General features: G+C 47.8%; 1 protein-coding gene. It reads left to right on the plus strand.

Features of this window, described 5'->3' with window-relative positions; translation table 11 throughout:
- Window positions 1-298: 298 nt before the first annotated feature.
- On the plus strand, window positions 299-20,671 hold a 20,373-nt coding region (locus ICN19_RS08245), incomplete at its 3' end, for a YDG domain-containing protein (protein ID WP_216246992.1).

Consider the following 20,671-nt stretch of genomic DNA (forward strand, 5'->3'; position numbering starts at 1 on the left):
AGTTTCAATTTTTAGTTTTTCTTCAAACGCCTCGCAGAAAATTTTGTGAGGCGTTTTTTCTTTGATAAAAAAAATGAGAAAAAAATTATCAAAATGAACTGAAAAATATTTCTACACAGGTTATTGACTAGTTAGCTCATCAGCCAATTCACTTTAAATTTCATTTTTGACACAATCGCGGCATTGGCATTTGAAATTTAGAATTTTGGCAAAAAATTTGAATAAAAGGTCGCTCCTTTCTTCGAAATCTTCTCTTGGTTTGACTGCAAAAGTCTCGTTTTGTGCGCGCACAACTTCTGTGTTGCTCACACTCGCTGCGCTTGGTCACAGCCATTTGATTCATGCCCAGAATGCAGTGAATGCATTGCCTACCGGAGGTAGAGTTGCAGCGGGTCAAGCAGTGATCACGCAAACTTCAAATGCGACAAGCGCGCAAATGAACATCAATCAAAGCTCGCAGCGTGCTGTCATCAATTGGGATAGCTTTAACGTAGGCAAAAATGCCGCAGTCAATTTCAATCAACCTAACGCAAATGCAGTCACGCTCAATCGGGTTACCGGTGCAAGCGCTTCAATGATTGATGGTGCAGTCAGGGCTAACGGGCAAGTGATTTTTGTCAATCCAAACGGCGTGACCTTTGGCAGAGGCGCTGAGGTCAACGCTGCTGCCGTTGTAGCAACGACAATGAACATTGCCGATAAAGACTTTATGGACGGCAAGTCAACGTTTAAGGGCAATGGTCAAGGCGCTGTAATCAATCAGGGCAAGATTGTTGCTAATGATCCCAATGGCTTTATTGCATTACTGGCGCCAGAAGTGCGCAATGAAGGTTTTGTTTTAGCGCACAAGGGCCCAGGTAATGCTGTTGTGATGGCAGCTGGTGAGCAAATTACCCTCAATTTCCAAGGCAATCAACTGGTAGGCGTCAAAGTGGACGTTGGCGTATATAACGGATTAATTGAAAATAAACGCGTCGTTGAGGTCAATGGCGGTTTAGTAGTGGTTGCCGCGGGTTCTGCCAATAAGTTAATGGCATCGGTTATTAAAAACACCGGACGCATCTCTGCAGGCTCTGCCGTCAACAATGGCGGTGTTATTGAACTGGTTGCAGCCAATGTGACCCAAGCCGGTACCGTATCTGCTAATGCCAAGGCAGCAGGCACTCAAGGTGGCTTAATCAATATCGTTGGTGAAAACATTACCTTGACTGCCAATTCGAAGACCGTTGCTACTGGCGCTGCCGGCGGCGGTCAGGTTAACGTTGGTTTGGGTGCTACTTCAGTAAGCGCTGCCAGCGTGGTTAACCATGCAAATGTAGCTACCGCTTCACAACTTAACCAGTCTGCTCGAGCGGCATCGGTTAACTTAACTACATCCAGTAATGCGCTTGCTAAGCAGGAGATGGTTAAGCAGGCATCACAATTGGCATCAAACAATGGGCAGATGGCTAAAACGGTCACGATCGAAGCGGGTGCCAAGGTGGATGTATCAGCTACTCAATCTGGAGATGGTGGCAGCATCGCAATCTGGTCACAAGTTAAAACGATCGTTGCTGGCACATTAAAAGCCACTGGCGGCATCTTGGGTGGTAACGGTGGATTTATTGAGACCAGCTCTAAAGGCAACGTAACTTTGGCTCCAGCTTTAGTGGTCGATACTAGTGCGGCAAAAGGTAAGCCTGGTTTATGGTTCTTGGACCCAATTGATTTGATTATTGATAGCACTGCTGCTGGGCTCATCTCTAGTGCCTTAACAAATAACAACGTGAGCATTGCGGTGAATGGAAATGTTTGTCCCTCTATTGGTGCATGCACACAAAATGGTTCAGGTAGCCTGACTATCGCTAATGGTGCGGATATTCTCAAGCAGGGTACAAGTCTGACTACTTTGACCTTAACTTCATCCGGCATCTTTAATCTCAATGCCAATATTGCCGGTGAAAACCTCAACGTCATTATCAGTTCTTCAATCGCCTACCTTAATGTGGGAACCACGATTGCCGCGAAAGAGGTCACCGTAGTTGCTCAGGCAATTTATGCCAATGGCTCAATTTTGACCCAGGGGTCCGACCCCTTAGGCGGCGCAATTAATTTATTGGCGCAGGCAATTTGGGTATCAGGCAGCTTAAATTCTTCTGCCCAAACCCCAGTGAATTCCACCAATAGTTCGACTAATACTGGCAGCAATTCATCGACCACAACCGGTGGATTAACCCCTGTTGTCAGACCAAATTCAGTCGTCAGCCTCAATAGTCTGATCTCAGCAAACGGACTTTCTGGTAACTCTTTGGATCAGGTTTACTCCTCTGTGGCAGCAAATGACCCAGCGATTCAGACTCAAGTTCTGGGTCAAGCCAGCTCAAATGTCATCCGTCTCATTGCATCCCAAGACCTCACTTTGGCATCTGGTGCTCAATTATTAGCCAATGGAACCACGGGTAATGCCGGTGGCCAAATCTACTTATCGGCTCCAAACGCAGACCTTCAGTCCGGCAGTCTCATCCAGGCAAATGGCAATAATGGCCCCGGTGGTTTGGTGTCAGTTTCCGGTAAAGCAATCTCAGTAGCAGGCAATATTGCAGCAAATGGTGAGCAGGGTGGTCGGGTTAATATCGTTTCCCAAGATGGAAACGTCCGCATCCAAAATGCCCTCATTCAGACAAACGGTAGTGCAGGACGCGGTGGCAGTATCGCGATATCCGCAGCCAACGACACCTCCATTTTGGGATCTACCATTGCATCCCAAGGCGCCAACCAAGGCGGCCAAATTTTGATTGGTAACGATGCCAATCACAAAGTCAGCAACCTGACAGTACCTTTCTCAGTAACAACAACCATTGATGCTAATACCCTCATCAGCACGAAATCAATTTCAACTGATGGCACAGGCGGCTTCATTGAAACCTCTGGAAATACCCTCCATCTTTTAGGAAGCATTAATGCGGGTAGAGGTGGAATGTGGCTGCTAGATCCAACCAACGTGACCATTACCGCAGCAACATCTACCGGTGGTGTCGCAGCAACAACCACTAACTCTGCGGCAAACTTAACAGCCGCACAAGGTCAAGCAGCAGCCTCTACCTTCAATACCGCCGATATTCAGAATGCAATTAACGCTGGAACAAGCGTAACCATCACAGCCTCAGGGACTATCACACAAACAACGGCATTAGTTTTTAACATCACAGGCGCGAACTTAACGCCAACGCTGACCTTAAATAACACGAGTGGATCTAAGCAATCTATTACGTTGATCTCAATGACAGACAGCTCAACCGGCGCTGGATCCAAGGTCAGCTTGAGCGCTATTTCCGCCGGTGGGACTATTGCTGTTAATGGCGTTATCAATCTCAAGGGCGCCATTACCCTAGATAATACTTATGGTGCCGCATCCGGACCGCCTGCATCAGGCTATATCACAGTAGGTAATGTCACAACTCTTGCTACGACTACTGGAGCTGGGGTTAACATCACTTCAGCTTTGACATCTGGTGGGCTCATCGTAGTTAAGGGTGTTGCAACTGGCGCTACGAGTGGTAATGCTGGTGTGATTTTGAACGCCGCTATCTCGGGTAGTGGTGGCGTCAGTATTATGGGTATCGCTGGCGGTGCTAATGGTGCAGTAGTTCTCTCTGCGACTACTGGAAGCATTACCTCTAGCGCTGGAAATATCTCTCTAGATGCAACTACCTTAGGCGCGGCCAACCTCGCGTTTAATGGCACAACGGCCACAACAATTTCCGCAACTGCAGGTTCGGTTTCCATTGTGGGTAGATCTGTTGGTGGAACTGCTGTCAATCAAGCTGGCGCAATTACTGGGAAATCAATCGACATTACTGGTATCGCAACAGGCGCACCAACCACAAACGTTTCTTTGGGTGCGATGACGATTGTTGCGGGCGGTAGCAACATCTCCGTTACCGCAAGCAGTGGAACTGCTGGTGCAAATACGGGCATTTATCAAATTGGCACTATCACTGATAACGCAGTAGGCTCAAGCATTAGCTTTACCTCGAATAATCTCATCAATCAAACTGGTGCGATTGCGTTGGTGGCTAACACCGGTACGACTGAAGCTAATGTTATTTTCGACGCAACGACTGGTACCAAGACATCAAACATCACAACAGGTAACATCACGGTTGCCGCTGGTACCAATACCTCAGCAATTAACTACATCGTTAAGTCTGCTGGTTCGGCGATTAATCCTGGCTCAATTGGCTCCACTACCGTTGCCTTGCCAGGCTACGTGCTTTTAGATAATACGTATGGTGCCGCCTCTGGATCACCAGCATCTGGCTATATCACCACCAGCAATGCGGCAACTCTGGCTACGGCCTCTACGGCTCTAACAATTAATGGCGCTATTTATGCTGCTGGAAACATTACGGCCAACGGTATATCAAATTCAGCAGGTGTAACGATTTATGGAATTGACTACTCGGTCGCCATTCTTTCGAAAAATGGTGACGTCTCTTTAAATGGCGTGTCAACCGCAGCTCGCGCCGTCTATAACAGTATTGCTTCAACGATTACCGGCAATAACATTACGATCATCGGGACCACGAGTGCTCTTGGGTTCTATGCGGCGCAAATTAATTCACTAAGCATTAACAGTACTTTTGTTGGCGGGGATATTTCAGTAACAGGAAATGTTCTGGGTGCTACTGCGGCGGCCTATGGAATCTACCAAGCCGGCAATATCACTGGAGCCAATGGATCCAATATTAGCTTTATCTCGAACACCACGATTAGTCAAACTGGCGTGATTATCTTGGCTGCTAATACAAGCAGTACAGCAGCGAATATTACTTACGATACAACTACTGGTAATAAGCTCTCCACGATCACCCCTGGCACCTTAACAATCGCTACTGGCTCAACCTCGGCAATTAATTACATTGTTAAATCTTCTGGTGCATTTATTAATCCTGCAGCCATTGGCACTAGTACGAATAATTTGCCAGGCTATGTACTTTTAGATAACACTTATGGGTGCACTCCTGCGGGTTGTACTCCGGTAACTGGCTTTATCAATACTACCGCCGGTAATTTGGCTTCTTTGGCAACGACGTCCACTGGTGTGACCCTTAATGCTGCAATTTATGCCGCTGGTAACATCACTGTGAATGCTGTTAGTACTGCGGTTGGTATTGACTACTCCGTGGCCATCTCTTCAAAAAATGGTGACGTCAGTCTCAATGGCAGCTCTACAGCCAATCGCGCTGTCTATAACAGCATCGCCTCTACTATTACCGCCAACAATATTGCGATTGTTGGAACTACAAGCGCCCTTGGTTATTGGACATCACAAATTGGTGCTTTAACTATCAATAGCACTGCTATTGGTGGCAGTATCTCTATTACCGGTAATGTCCTTGGTACTACCGCTGCGGCCTATGGCATTTACCAGGCCGGTGCCATTACAGGGGCGAGTGGTTCGAATATGAGTTTTATCTCGAATAAGAGAATCGATCAAAACGGAATCATTACCCTAGCAATCAATACTAGCGGTACAGCAGCAAATATCACCTACAACACGACTACTGGAAATAGCACTTCAACAATTAATACCGGAGTAATTAGTCTGGCTGCTGGATCAACCGCCGGCATTAATTATTCAGTACTGTCCGCAGGTTCTGCAATCACGATTGGTGGGGCAGTAGTAGTTCCTGGCGCCATTACCCTAGCCAATACTTTTGGCTGCTCTGCTGCGGACTGCACTCCATTTTCTGGTTATCTCAATAAGGATTTAACGAGCTGGACCACTCTGGTTACAGCCAGCAATGGTGTTACTGTCAGTGCTGCTCTTAGTGGGACCGCCATTACGATTAATGGTATTAGCTCAAGCGGAAGATCGGTTTTATTGGGTGCTAATTTAACGGCAACCTCTGGCAATATCAATATCCTTGGAACATCCAATACTGGGCCTCGATCGGTTACCAATCATGATGGTGCAGCATGGCTAACATCTTCAATTACTGCCAATAGTGGAGCTGTCAATATCACCGGTATTTCTACGACAACTGGTGATGGTGTTCTCCTAGGTCCTAATACCTCGATTAGTGCCAAGTCAATTACCGTTATTGGATCTGAGGTTGGTGGAGCCTACGCTGTTTATTTAGACGCCCTAACCATTGTGGCGGGCGGCACCAATATCAACATTACCGGTACGGTAGCAGTGAATACCCATACCGGAATTTATCAAGCGGGCGCTATTGCAGATAATGCTGCAGGATCAAATATTAGTTTCATTACTAATGGCAAGATTAATCAATTGGGTGCGATTGCTTTAGTTGCCAATACCACCTCCACCGCGGTGAGTGTGACCTATAACACCACCAGCGGTACAAAAGACTCTAGCGTTGTGTCGGGCGCCCTGACAATTGCGGCTGGAGCGAATGCCTCACCGATCAACTACATCATTAAAACTGCCGGAGCAGCAATCAATCCTGCTGCGATTGGTACTAGTACTGTCAACTTACCGGGGTATGTGCTGCTCGATAACACCTATGGCTGTGCTGGAGCAGGGTGTACGCCTGTAACTGGTTTTATCAACACCTCATCTGCCAATCTGCTGGCGTTGGCAACTGCTTCCACGGGTGTCACCATTAATGGTGCTGTTTATGCAACTGGCAATATCACGGTAAATGGCGTTGCTAGCGCACAGAATGGTATTGATTATTCAGTTGCCATTACCTCAACGGGCGGTAGTGTCATTCTCAATGGTGGCACAACCACTCTACGTGGCGTCTATAACAGCGTAGCCTCTACGATTACCGCCAATAACATCACCATCATCGGTACCTCTTCTGGTAATCCTAGTTGGGATGTACAAATTGGTGCGCTCACTATTAACAGTGCCTCGATTGGTGGCAGCATTACCGTCACAGGTAATTACATTGGAACTCCTGGAGCCCTTGGTGGCATTTACCAAATCGGTACGATTACTGGCGCCAGCGGTTCGAACATCAGCTTTATCTCGAACAACAATATTCAGCAAAATGGCGCGATTGTATTGGCGCTCAATACTAGTGGTGCCGCTGCTAATATTACTTACGATGTGACTACTGGTAATAAGACATCGAGCATCCTAGCTGGTGCTCTGACGATTGCGACAGGTACAAATACTTCGCCGATTAACTACATCATTAAATCGGCTGGTTCAGCAATTAACCCTGCTGCGATTGGTACTAGTACCGTCAACTTACCGGGATATGTGCTTCTCGATAACACGTATGGTTGTGCTGGAGTAGGGTGTACTCCAATGCCGGGCTTTATCAACACCACAAGCGCCAATCTAGTGGCCTTGGCAACGACCTCTGTTGGTGTGACGATTAATAATCCGATATACGCTAACGGCAATGTCACTGTCAATGCAATCAGTACGAGTAATGCGCTTGATTACTCATACGGCATTACTTCCAAAAATGGCGATGTCATTCTCAATGGCGGCACAACCACTATTCGTGGCGTCTATAACAGCGTAGCTTCTACAATTACCGCCAATAACATCACCATCATCGGTACCTCTTCTGGTAATCCTAGTTGGGATGTACAAATTGGTGCGCTCACTATTAACAGTGCCTCGATTGGTGGCAGCATTACCGTCACAGGTAATTACATTGGAACTCCTGGAGCCCTTGGTGGCATTTACCAAATCGGTACGATTACTGGCGCCAGCGGTTCGAACATCAGCTTTATCTCGAACAACAATATTCAGCAAAATGGCGCGATTGTATTGGCGCTCAATACTAGTGGTGCCGCTGCTAATATTACTTACGATGTGACTACTGGTAATAAGACATCGAGCATCCTAGCTGGTGCTCTGACGATTGCGACAGGTACAAATACTTCGCCGATTAACTACATCATTAAATCGGCTGGTTCAGCAATTAACCCTGCTGCGATTGGTACTAGTACGCTTGCATTGCCTGGTTACGTTCTGATTGACAACACTTATGGCTGCACGGCATCAACGCCAGCTTGTACACCGGTATCCGGTTTTATCAATACTGCGATACCCAATTTAAGCACTCTTGCAACCGCTTCAGTGGGTATAACGATTAATAATGCAATTTATGCCAGCGGCAACATTACCGTCAATGGTGTGACTGGCGGAGCCGGCAACACCGGTATCGATTACTCTGTCGCAATCACCTCAAGTGGTGGCAATGTGATTTTGAATGGTGGGACAACGGATGGGCGAGGTGTTTATAACAGCCTAGCTTCAATCATTACTGCCAATAACATCACTATCACTGGCACTTCAACACTGGCAGCAGTTTGGGATGTGCAGATTGGTGGTTTAACAATCAATAGTGGTGCAATCGGCGGCGGCATTACAGTTACCGGAAATGTTCTCGGGCTTCCTGGGGCTGCAGGTGGTATCTACCAAATTGGGACGATTACTGGCGCTAATGGCTCAAGCATTCGATTTATTTCCAATAATGATATTGACCAAAATGGTGCAATTAATTTATTGGCCAATACCAGCGGTGTAATTGCAAGCATCATCTTCGATACGACAACAGGTAACAATATTTCTAAGGTTAGCTCTGGAGTTGTCTCTATCGGCACCGGCACTTCCACGGCCGCCATTAATTACCTCGTCAAGACCAACGGCGCCATCATCTCTGTACCAGCAATTACTGTCCCGGGTTATATCTTGTTGGATGACACTTGCTTAGGTTGCACTACAGTAGCAAGCACATCAACCGCTGCCGCCAACGGTGCTGCCATCTCTATTACTGGCGCACTCTCTGCAGGATCATTGGCGGGTTCAACAGGCGTGACGATTAATGCTGTCGCTAACGGCACCGGTATCGGCTTTACGCAAGGCGCCAATGCGATCAGCTCAGCTGCGGGTGGTGTGACGATTACCGTCAATGGCCAAACGGGTACGGGTTATTCAAGTGCACTTGGTAATATCACTGCAACTGGTCAGGCGATCACCATTACAACGACTACCACGACCGCAGCGGGTATTAATGACACCGGTACCATTAACGGTGGGGTGGTCACTTTAACTGCTACACAGTCGATATCAACAGCTACGGCAACACCAATTACCGCAACCGGTCTGATTACTGCAAACTCTCTGACGGTAAGCGGTACTGGTGGTGCTGCGACGACGATCGTATCTTTAGGTGCAATTACGATTAATGCTGGCGGTGGCAATATCACGGTAACTGCAAATGATGTAGCTGCAGGAACCAACACCGGAATTACGCAAACTGGCACGATCACTGATAACGCTGTGGGTTCGAATATCAGCTTTATCTCGAATAATGACATCAATCAAAATGGCGCTATCACCTTAGTTGCCAATACAGGTACTACCACCGCCAATATCATTTACGACACAACAGCGGGTAACAGCACTTCCACCATCGGTACTGGCGCCGTCACTATTGGTGCTGGCACCTCTACCTCTGCCATCAATTACCTCGTCAAGACCAATGGTGGCACCATCTCTGTGCCAGCAATTAGCGTGCCCGGTTATATCCTCTTGGATAACACTTGTTTAGGATGTACAACTGCGGCAACAACATCAACTGCTGCTGCTAACGGCGCCGTAGTAACAATTACTGGTGCTTTATCTGCAGGATCCTTAGCGGGTTCAACTGGTGTCACGATTAATGCGGTAGCTAACGGATCGGGCATTGGCTTTACCCAGGGTGCTAATGCAATTAGCTCATTGGCTGGTGGCATAACGATTACGGTGAACGGTCAAACGGGTACGGCTTACTCCAGCACTGGCAATATCACGGCAATTGGTCAAGCAATCACGATTACCACGGCTACCACGAATGTCACCACTACATCAGCGGGTGCTGGCATTAACGATACCGGCACAATTACTGGTGGGGTAGTAAGCTTAACGAGCACGCTAAACACTGCCACTGCAACTACTACACCGATTACTGCAACTGGCCTCATCACTGCAAACTCTCTGACAGTGACCGGAACGGGTGGAGCATCAGCCACCATCGTCTCTTTAGGCGCAATCACTATTAATGCTGGCGGCGGTAATATCACTGTGACAGCCAATGATGCTGCTCCAGGAGCCAATACCGGAATTACGCAAACCGGCGCGATTACCGATAACGCTGTGGGCTCAAGCATCAGCTTCATCTCAAACAATAAGATTAACCAGACCGGAGCGATTGCATTGGTGGCCAATACCAATATTGCTCCAGCAAATATTATTTACAACACGACTACCGGCTCAAATGCATCCGCGATTACTGCTGGCGCACTATCCGTAACTGGAACTTCCACTGCCACCATCAATTACCTCGTCAAGACCAATGGCGCCATCATCTCCGTGCCAGCAATTACTGTTCCTGGCTACATCGTTTTGGACAACACTTGTTTAGGTTGCTCAACGGCAGCAACCACATCGACTGCAGCTGCTAACGGCGCCGCAGTAACAATTACTGGTGCACTCTCTGCAGGCTCATATGCAGGTTCAACTGGTGTCACGATTAATGCGGTAGCTAATGGATCAGGCATTGGCTTTACCCAGGGTGCTAATGCAATTAGCTCATTGGCTGGTGGCGTAACGATTGCGGTGAACGGTCAAACGGGTGCGGGTTACTCAAGCAGTGGTGCAATTACAGCTGTGGGTCAAGCAATTACGATTAGCTCCAGAACGACTTCAGGCGGAAATGGTATCTACAATACCGGCGCTATTACTGGTGGGGCAGTGACTCTTACAAGCGTGAAAGTTTCTGCAACAGCCACAATGGCGCATATTGTTTCCACTGGGTTGATCACTGCAAATAGTTTGGTGGTGAGCAGTAGCGGCGGCTTATCGGCCACCTTAGTCTCTCTAGGTGCGATCACTATTAATGTAGGCGGTGGCAATATTTTTGTTACTGCAATGGCTGATACTGCTACTGCTGGTACCGATGTCGGTATCTATCAAAGCGGGGCGATTACCGATAACGCTGCGGGTTCCAATATTAGCTTTATCACCAATAATGTCATTAACCAGGTTGGCGCAATTACGGTAGTTTCAAGTGCTGGGGCGCCGGCAGCTAATGTCACCTATGACACTACTAGTGGTACTAAAGCGGCGAATATTTCTGGTGGAGCATTAACCATTGCTGGTACAGGTTCCATCATCAATTACATTGCTAAGTCTGCTGGCTCTGTAATTTGGACTCCAGCCATTGGAATAGGCACAGCCCCATTACCAGGTTATGTCAGCTTGGATAATACCTACGGATGCACTGCTGCTCCTTGCACACCAACAGCTGGATTTATCACTGCCTCTAATGCGGCTACATTGGCTACGGCCTCTACGGGTGTCACGACTTCAGGCGCGATTTATACCGCTGGCAATATCACTATTAATGGCATTTCAACGACGGCATCTGGCGTAACCTATTCATCAGCATTAAACACAACCGGCGGTGGTATTACCATTACAGGTGTTTCCGTAGGTGCTGCAGCCACAAGCAACGGTATTAATGCCAGTTCGGCAACAGCCATTATTAACGCAGGTAGCACTACCGATGGCGTCGTGCAAATGTACGGAACCTCTACTGCCAGTACGGGTACCGTAGATGCTATTAAAACTGTGGCATCTGCAACCATCAGTGGAAATGCAGGCGTTTATATTTTTGGCATGAACGCTAGTGGAAATATTACTCTTGCTGCGTTAGTCAAGAACGCTGGTACGAACCGTGGCGTTACTGTTAATTCAACAGGAAATGTGAACATTGCTGGTGTGACTAATTCTGGTGTAGACGGCACCATCATTGTTGCGGGTCGGGGTCAGGCTGCAGGCGTCATCACTGGTGGCGATATCACTGCTGTTGGCACTTTGACAAATACTGGTGGAGTGATTGCTATTTCGATGGCAAAGCCTGGCAGTGCTACCGGGGATGTAATTGCTACGGCGCTTGGCATTACTAGCGCAAATGCTAATGCCACCACGAATATTGCTTACGGAATAGCTGGTGGTACTCCTGTGCAACCAGGTGGCTATGCTGGCGGAAACTACATCAACTACCGTCAAAAGATCACAAGTACGCTTGCAATTTCTGTAACTCTTAATAGCAATTATTCAGCTGTATACGGAACTGCCTATAACTCGAATGCTGCCAATGATTGGCTGCAAGCCAATGCCACAGTTTCATATGCGGGTACAACTACCGCAACATTCGGCTTATCAGCACCTTCTTTAGCTTACGCAAAATCAGTACTGGTGTTTAGCCCAACGGTAGGGGGTAGCACCGCCCTCAATGGCACCAATGCCAATGCTGTTCAATCAAACACAACATTGACTGCTACCAGCTTGTCTGCCACTGATGGCACTACAGTAACTCTATCCGGTACAGCGCGCACTTACACAATTGCACCGGCTGTTTTAGGTCTTTCTGTAACTGCTGTTTATAACGGCACAACAACATTAACCAATCCAGTGCTTGCAACAACAGGTCTTGCTGCTTGGGACAGGATTACCTCTGTCACTGTCAATGTGCCTGATGCTAATGGCGCAAGCACTTACGTGACTGCAATTGGTGGCACTTCTACAGTGGGCACTTTCTCAGCAAGTAACTATTTAATTAATACTGGGTATAGCGGCACCTTAGTTGGTGGTATTCCTGTAAATGCAGCACAAGCCACCGCTACCAATAAGGTCAGCATTTCACCGGCACCATTAGGCATTACCGTCAATGCGGTTTATAGCGGCACAGCCACCATTGCACCATCCGCATTTACAGTCACTGGCTTGGTTAATGGGCAAACCATTACTGCCATTAGTGCTGCAACGATTAATAGCGCAAATGTCTCTGCAAACAATGGCAACTATGTAAGCGCAATTACCGTAGGCGGTGGTACAGCCTCTATTGCTAACTACAACATCACAACTGCTTACAACACTGTTGCTGGCAATACGCAAAATACCGTAACGCTCACACCAAAATCACTCACTGTGACCGGCATCACCATTGGTGCCAAAACTTACGATGGCACGACAAGTGCTGTTGTTACGGGCGGGTCTTTGGTGGGCGTTGCCGCTGGAGATATTGCGAATGTGACCTTGACACAAGCGGCTAGCTTTGCATTAGCAGCTGCAGCCAATAATGTGGCGATCACAATGGTCGATAGCATTGCTGGAACTGCGAGTGCTAACTACACCCTGGTACAGCCAACCGGTATTACTGCCAATATTGCGCGCAAGGCCATTACGGTAGGCGGCACATCAACGGCTGCTAGCAAAGTGTATGACGGTACAACCAGCGCTACGGTAACGGGTGGGGTATTGGTTGGCGTCATCACTGCGGACTTGGCTAATATTAGCTTGACTCAAAGCGGCACCTTTGCCCAGTCTGGTGTGGGTACTGCTATCAGCGTGCTTGTAAGTGCGACCATCGGCGGAACCGCTTCATCCAATTATGTGGTGAGCCAGCCGGCTAATCTATCGGCCAACATTAGCACTAAAGTGCTCACAGTTACTGGCACAGCCGTAACAGACAAGGTATACAACGGGGCTACCGTTGCCAGCATCACAGGCGGTGTGTTGGTAGGCGTGATTACTGCCGATCTGGCCAATGTCAATCTCACTCAAGCCGGAACTTTTGCCTCGCCGAATGCGGGTAACGCTGTAGCTGTCACGATGAGCGATGCTATTAGCGGTAGTGCCAGTGGCAATTACTCGCTAGTCCAGCCTACTGGCATTACCGGAAAAATTACACCAGCACCATTGGGGATCTCGGTAGCGGCAATCTATAGCGGCTCCACTACCGTGACACCAACTACATTTACCGTGACAGGGCTAGTCAATGGTGAAACGATTACTGGCGTTTCTAGTGCCGTGCTTGACAGCATGAACGTCGGCGCAAATAGCAGTAACTTTGTACGATCCATCGTTATTAGTGCTGGTACTGCTAACGCAGGCAACTACACATTTGGCACTGTTGCTAACAGCACTGTAGGCAATACCCTGAATACCGTGGCGTTGACGCCAAAAGTACTTACCGTGACAGGAACCTTGGCAGATAAAAAGGTCTATGACGGTGCAACTGGTGTGACAGTGTGGGGTGGCTCTTTAGTCGGTGTAATCGGCGTTGACGTTGTAGTCTTAAAACAAGCTGGCACATTAAATAGCGCTAACGCTGGCGCAGCGGTGCCAGTCATTGTGAATGACACAATCTCTGGGTTCTCGGCAGGTAACTATTCTTTAGTTCAGCCTATAGGGGTTGTTGCTGCAGTCACTCCTAAGGCGATTACGATTAGTGATGGCACGGTTGCGAACAAGGTCTATGACGGCACTACCAATGCGGTTCTGACCGGCGGCGCCTTAGTGGGTGTCTTACCGGCTGATGCACCGAACGTCATCTTGACTCAGGCCGGTAGATTCTCATCACCGAACGTGAGTAATGGCATCATCATTATTGCAAGCGGCTCTATCTCCGGAAGTGCTGCTAGCAACTACACCTTGATTCAGCCCGCAGGCATTACTGCCAACATTACGCCGGCCATGTTGGGCATTTCAGTAGTTGGTGTGGCCAATGGCACCAATACGATTACTCCAATCTCTTTCACGATTAATGGCCTGATTAATGGCCAAACCATTACTGGCCTCAGTAGCGTGACCGTGAAGAGCTCCAGCATTTCTAGTAACGGTAGCAATTTTGTTACCAGTATTGTGATTTCTGGCGGCACCGCCTTGGCAACAAATTATGCATTTGGCCCAGCCTATAACGCTACAGCCGGCATATCTCAGAACACCGTAACTTTGGTTAATGCTAGCCAAAAAATATTAACGGTTACTGGCACTGTTGCTGTGACTAAGACCTATGACGGTACAACGTCTATCGTCATTACTGGCGGTACTTTAGTTGGCGTGATGGCCGGTGACACGGTAAACCTGGTGCAATCTGCAGTCTTAATTAATCCTAATGTAAGTACAGCTGCTTCGGTGGTGATTAGTGACTCCATTACTGGCACTTCCGCAGCCAACTACATCTTGATTCAGCCATCTGGTATCACTGCCATTGTGAACCCTGCGCCGCTAGGTATCGCAGTAACAGGGGCCTATAACGGCACCACTACCATTACTCCAACTACATTTACCGCAACTGGTTTAGTGAATGGGGAGACTATTACTGGTTTATCTAGCGTAAACGTGAGCAATGCTAACGTTTCTGGCAATGGAAGTAATTACGTTGCCGGTGTTGTAAGCAATGGCGGTACTGCCGTATTAAGTAACTACAGCATCACTTCCTCTTACAACGCAAGTGCTGGCAATACTAAAAACACGGCTAGCATTACACCCAAAGCATTGACTGTGGGTGGGGTTTCCGTTGTAAGCGATAAGGTCTATGACGGTACAACAGCCGCAGTCATTTCTGGCGGATCTTTGGTTGGGGTTATTGGCGCTGATGTTGTTAATATGACTCAAGCTGGAGCTTTTGCCCAAGTAACAGTGGGTAATGGGGTGGCGGTTGTCGCTAGCAATACTTTAGATGGTGCATCTGCAAGCAATTACAGCTTGATTCAGCCAACGGGCTTAACCGGAAACATTACACCAAAGGCTCTTACTGTTAATGGTGTAACGGTAGCGAATAAAGTTTATGACGGCACAACTTCTGCCGTAGTGACTGGCGGTTCATTGCTTGGTTTGGTGGGTTCCGATGGCGCTAATGTCACATTAAATCAGGTGGCTACATTTGCTTCTTCTAATGTAGGTAACAACATTGCAGTGACCTTGGTGGATGCTATTAGCGGTAGCCTTGCTGGCAACTACACGGTAATTCAGCCGGTGGCTGTAAGCGCCAATATCACACCAAAAGCATTAACTGTGAGTGGTAGCGTAGTCTCTAATAAGGTGTATGACGGTACAACGGCAGCAACGGTGACGGCAGGAACTTTGCTTGGGGTGGTGGCTACGGATGCTGCGAACGTTACTTTAAGCAGGGCAGGGGCTTTTACTTCTAGCAATGTTGCTACTGGTATCACCATCGCAATGAACGATAGCATTAGTGGTTCAGCGGCTTCTAACTACACTTTGACTCAGCCATCAGGTGTCACAGCCAGCATTACTCCTAAGGCGCTCACGATTACCGCAAGTAATGTCAGCAGCATTTACGGTAGTACCACCAGCCTGGGTAATAGTGGGTTTACTCAATCCGGCCTACTATCTGGCGACTCGATTGCCGCAGTTACCCTCTTGCATAACGGTAGTAGCGCTGTATCGGCAACAGTCAATGCGGGTACTTATAGTGCTGCCATTATTCCAAGTGCCGCAACGGGTAATGGTCTGTCTAACTACACTATTAGTTATGTAGGCGGTGATTTAACGGTAGGTCAGGCCACCTTAACATTAACACCAATCAATCAGTCCGCTGCTTATAACGGCAATACATTAAATGCGGCGACATACTCCGCTGTAGCTGCTAACTATATGGTCAGTGGTTATCAAAATACGGATTCTGCTAGTAATGTGACATTCAGTTTTACCGGTAGCCTTGGATTTACATCCAATGGATCGAGTGCATCAGTTCTAAATGCTGGTGCTTATGGCTATACAGCTGGTAACCTGGCCATCACTACTACTAACACAAACTATCGCATTGTTTTAGCAAGTACTTTAAGCAATCAATATACGGTAACGCCTGCGATTGTGAGTTTATCTGCTAGCAAGGTATATGACGGTACTAGAACCTTTGCAGCTGGTGCATCTGGCACAACTTATGCAGTAACTACTGGCGTTGGCTCGCAAACATTAAGCGTCAGTGGTTCTGCTCTTGCCAATGATGCCAATGTGATTGGTGTTAGCAGCCTCAATACATCTGGCCTGATCTTGGTTGATGGTACAGGTTCAGCTGCAAACTTCATGTTGCCTGCAAGCACAAGCAATGTAGTGATTACACCAAAGTTGATTACCGTTGCTATTAGTTCACAAACTAAGCTGTACGACACCACAACTGCAGCAGTATTGATGGCTGGTACAAGCTCAGCAGATGGTGCCTACACGCTAACAGGTTTTGTTGGTAATGATGGCGCCTACATTACTCAAACGGTGGGGAGCTACAACAGTGCCAATGTTGCTAGCGCCACAACCTTGACAGCATTGGTAGGCTCTAGTTACGTTGCCCGGGGTGGGGCAGTTCTATCTAACTATGTACTACCAACAACAGCATCAACTATTAGTGGTGGTGCCACTATTACACCTGCGCCATTAACAATGACGGCGAGTGATGTTTCTACTTACGTTGGCATTGCGCCGACCTTTGGCCCATCGAGCTATCAATTGACTGGACTCTTGGGGGCGGATATTGCGAGTTCTGCCATTAGCAATCCAGCGGTGACTTATAACGCCAGCCTCCTGACTACAGCGATGAATGCGCCAGCTCCTAATGCATTAATTCCTAATGCAACTTCCTCCAATTACAGTTTGACCTTTGTTGGCGGATCTTTGATGGTTGCTGGTAATCGCCAAATGATCATCAGCGCTGGTAGCAATACCGCAAGTTATGGTGTGGTGAACTCTGCAAATGCCAGTTACCTTGGTGATGCTCTTGCTGGTACTAATGCAGTAACTGCGGGTTATTGCACTAACTGCGCCGTGGGTGTAACCACTCCCAATATTATTGCTTTAACCATTACCGCCCCAAGTGCTGGTAGCAATGTCTGGACAGCGACAGACGCATTGGGATCTGGGCCTAACAGCGGTCAAGGTAAATATACTTTTGTAATCTTGCCAACGACTACCGGATCCTATAACGCTGGTAATAACCTCAATGTAGGTAACTATGTTCTCACGGCGAGTAGCTTAGCTACTGTAGCGAATTACACAACGAACTATGACACAGCCAAAGCCATTATTTACAACAATGGTGTTTTCAGTGTGACACCTAAGGTCATCACGGTTGGCAATACGGTTGTGGTCAATAAATCATATGACGGCACCAATGCTGCGGTAGTGACGGGGGGTCAATTAATTGGCGTGGTTTCAACTGATTATGCGCAGATTGGTTTAGTACAGGGCGGTAGCTTTGCCTCTATCAATGCAGCTAACGGTATTGCGGTAACCATTTCAAATGCATTAACAGGCACAGCTGCCTCCAACTATGTATTAACGCAACCAACAGGTATCACAGCGAATATCACTGCTGCCCCGGTCACCATTACTGGATTAACCGCAAGCAATAAAACCTACGATAACTCTACGCCCGCTACCGTCACTGGCACCCCAGTGGTAATTGGCTTGTTGGGCTCTGATGCCGTGACGCTTTCTGGCACCATATCAGCTACCTTTGCGCAAAGCAATGCAGGTAATGGTTTACCAGTAACAGCCAACTTTAGCAATTACAGTCTGGGCAATAGCAACTACGCTATTGCTGGTGTAACGACAGCATTAAGTGCCAATATCACGCCAGCCCCAATTACGATTACCGCAGTCAAGACTTATGATGGTAGCAATACACTTGCCGCTAATCAGATGACCATAGCTGGTGTAGCAGGGCAGACTTTGACATTTGCGGCTGGCAGTACAGGTACTTTGAGTAACCCCAATGTAGGCTCTGCTACTTTAGTTGGGCTTAATCAAGCTGTTCTTGCTAACGGCACTGGTTTGGCAAGTAACTACACTGTTGTTAATCCAAGCTTCGGTTCTGTCACCATTAATCCTGCAGCGATTACGGTGGGCTTGAGCGCCATTACGAAGGTTTACGATAAAACACTCAGCACCGCTTCAGCTTCAGTTGCGCCATCACCCTTATTAATTAGTGGGACGCTCTTCCTGAATGAAGATAGCGGTGCACAAGATAGCTTATCGGGTGGCACATTTGCTTATTTAAATGCCAATGCAGGCATCAATAAAACCGTAAGCATTTCCAATGCAAGCGTGATCAGTGGGGCTTCAACGGTCACGCATAACTACAGCATTACTTATCAGGCAAATACTGCTAGCGAGATCACCGCTGCCCCAGTCGCTATTGGTGGCTTAACAGCCGCCAATAAGGTTTATGACGCAAGTACATTAGCCGCATTAATTGGTACGCCAACCATTACCGGCCTCCTCGCCGGGGATAACTCAACCGTCAGCGGCAATGTGACTGGTAGCTTTGCTAACGCCAACGTAGGCACTGGAATTGCAGTAACTGCAAATCTGAGCGGTCTAACGCTCTCCAATCCAAACTACTATGTAACTAGTGTGGCGAGCCCATTAGGCGCCAACATCACTCCAGCCCCTGTAACTATTACCGGTCTATCAGCTGCCAACAAGGTATATGACACCAACACAACTGCCACCCTCACTGGTACTCCTGCCGTTGCCTCAGGTCTATTGAATGGCGATGTTGCAGCGGTAACGGGTGCTGCAGCAGCTGGTACTTTTGCTAGTGCCAATGTGGGTACCGGACTGACAGTCACAGCTAATTTGAGCGCTCTATCTTTAAGCAATAACAATTACTACATTAACGGAGTGGCTGCACCATTAACCGCCAATATCACTCCAGCCCCAGTAATCATCAGCGGCTTGTCTGCGTTAAACAAAGTTTATGACACTAATCGTGTTGCAGTGCTGTCTGGTACTTCAGTGGTTGCTAGTGGGGTGTTGGGTAGTGATGCTGTTGCGATTGCCTCTGGTGCGGCAACAGCAGGTAGCTTTGCTAGTGCCAACGTAGGCACTGGAATTGTAGTAACTGCAAATCTGACTGGTCTAACGCTATCTAATGGCAACTACTACATTGCCAATGTAGCAAGCCCATTAACTGCCAACATCACTCCAGCCCCAGTCACTATTGCTGGTCTATCAGCTGCCAACAAGGTTTATGACACTACAACAGCGGCAGTGTTGTCTGGTACTCCAGCTATTGCGAGTGGCCTACTGGGTAGTGACTCTGCAACTGTGTCTGGTGCAGCAGGCTTGGGTACCTTTGCTAGTGCCAACGTAGGTACTGGATTGCTTGTTACTGCAAATCTGAGCGGTCTAATACTCTCCAATCCAAACTACTATGTAACTAGTGTGGCGAGTCCATTAACTGCCAATATCACTCCAGCCCCAGTAACCATTGCTGGTCTATCAGTCGCCAACAAGGTGTATGACACTACAACAGCGGCACTGTTGTCTGGTACTCCAGCTATTGCATCTGGTTTATTGGGCAGTGATACTGCCGCCGTATCAGGTGTGGCAAGCATAGGTAGTTTTGCTAGCGCAAACGTAGGTACTGGACTGTTGGTTGCTGCAAACATGAATAGCCTGACGCTATCTAATGGCAACTACTACATTGCCAATGTGGCAAGCCCATTAACTGCTAACATCACTCCAGCCCCAGTAACCATCACCAGCCTGTCAGCTGCCAACAAGGTATATGACACTACAACAGCAGCAGTGCTGTCTGGTACACCAACTATTGCGAGCGGCTTGCTGGGTAGTGACTCTGCAAGCGTATCTGGCACAGCAGGGGTGGGTACCTTTGCTGGTGCCAATGTAGGCAATGGAATTACAGTCACAGCAAATCTGAGTGGTCTAACGCTGTCTAATGGCAACTACTACATTGCTAATGTGTTGAGTCCATTAACTGCCAACATCACACCAGCCCCAGTAACCATCACTGGCCTGTCAGCTGCGAATAAGGTATATGACGCCACAACAACGGCAACCATTAACGGCATCCTGAATATTGCAGGCCTACTCTCAACA

The organism is Polynucleobacter sp. AP-Capit-er-40B-B4 (genome assembly GCF_018882245.1).
Classification (GTDB): Bacteria; Pseudomonadota; Gammaproteobacteria; order Burkholderiales; family Burkholderiaceae; genus Polynucleobacter.